This window comes from Pseudomonas sp. SDO5522_S412 (assembly GCF_054071215.1).
In genome coordinates this window covers 1-1,226 of the sequence record NZ_JBSVWQ010000440.1, presented here as the reverse complement: position 1 = coordinate 1,226, position 1,226 = coordinate 1, and the positions used below count along the sequence as shown (strand labels likewise).

Below are 1,226 nucleotides of genomic sequence, written 5' to 3'. Positions count from 1 at the left end.
TCTTCAGGAGGAACACGGTCGAATGTGGGAGCGGGCTTGCTCGCGAAGAGGCCCTCAACAGCAACACACCTCCCAAGTCGTCTGTGTGCAAATCCCTGTCGCCACAGTTCGCTTTGATCAAGGTCTCGCTGGGTAAGGTGTTGGGCACGGCGCGTCAGACGCCACTCCCACAATAAAAACTGCCGAGTGAGACCGCATCGATGAAAAGACTGTTCAACCGTTGTCTGTTGATTCTCACCGGCGCCGCACTCTTGAGCGCCAACGCGATGGCTGCCGACCCGGCCTCGTGCAAGGTCGTGCGCATGGGCGTGGTCAGCTGGACTGACGTGATCGCCACCAGCGGCATGGCCGACGTGCTGCTCAATGGCCTGGGCTATGACAGCAAGCAAACCAGCGCCGTGCAGCAGATCATCTTTGCCGGCATCCGCGACAAGCGCCTGGATATCTTCCTCGGCTACTGGAAACCGGCGATGGACAACAACATCGCGCCATTCCTCGCGGCCAAGCAGGTCAAGGTGTTCGACAAGCCGAGCCTGTCCGACGCCCAGGCGACGCTGGCGGTGCCGCAGTACGTTGCCGACGCCGGCTTGAAAACCTTTGCCGACATTGCCCGCTTCAAGGACAAGCTGGGCGGCAAAATCTATGGCATCGAGCCGGGCAGCGGTGCCAATACCGATATCCAGAAAATGATCGACAGCAACCGCTTTGGCCTCGGCGGCTTCAAGCTGGTGGCGTCCGGCGAGGCAGGCATGCTGGCGGCGGTGCAGCGGGCAGTGAATCGCAAGGAGTTCGTGGTGTTTGTCGGCTGGACCCCGCACCCGATGAACATCAACATGAAAATGGCGTACCTGACCGGCAGTGAAGATGTGTTCGGTGCCAACGAAGGCATGGCCACGGTCTCCACGGTGACGGCGCCGGATTACGCCGAGCGTTGCCCCAACGTGACCCGCCTGCTGGAAAACCTGACCTACACCGCGGCCCAGGAAAGCCAGTTGATGGTGCCGATCATGGACCGCAAGACGCCGCAGGATGTGGCCAGACAGTGGCTGCGCGACAATCCCGAGGACTTGCAGCGCTGGCTGGCGGGCGTGACGACCCTGGATGGCAAGGACGGCGTGGCGGCGGTGCAGGCCAGCCTCAAGCCCTGAGCAAATGAAGATCAAAATGTGGGAGCGGGCTTGCTCGCGAATGCGGTGGGTCAGCCACACAAGTATTGACTGATAGAC

The 1,226-nt window shown here is 61.3% G+C and carries 1 protein-coding gene; it reads left to right on the top strand.

The genetic code is table 11. From position 1 onward, the window contains the following. Positions 1–200: 200 nt before the first annotated feature. Positions 201–1,148: a choline ABC transporter substrate-binding protein gene (locus tag ACW9I6_RS32355; RefSeq protein ID WP_008439284.1), complete on the top strand. Its 948-nt coding sequence runs from the start codon at positions 201–203 to the stop codon at positions 1,146–1,148. Positions 1,149–1,226 lie beyond the last annotated feature (78 nt).

Coding starts and splice junctions, on each gene's coding strand:
- ACW9I6_RS32355 (WP_008439284.1), top strand. CDS start 201: ATGAAAAGACTGTTCAACCGTTGTCTGTTGATTCTCACCGGCGCCGCA.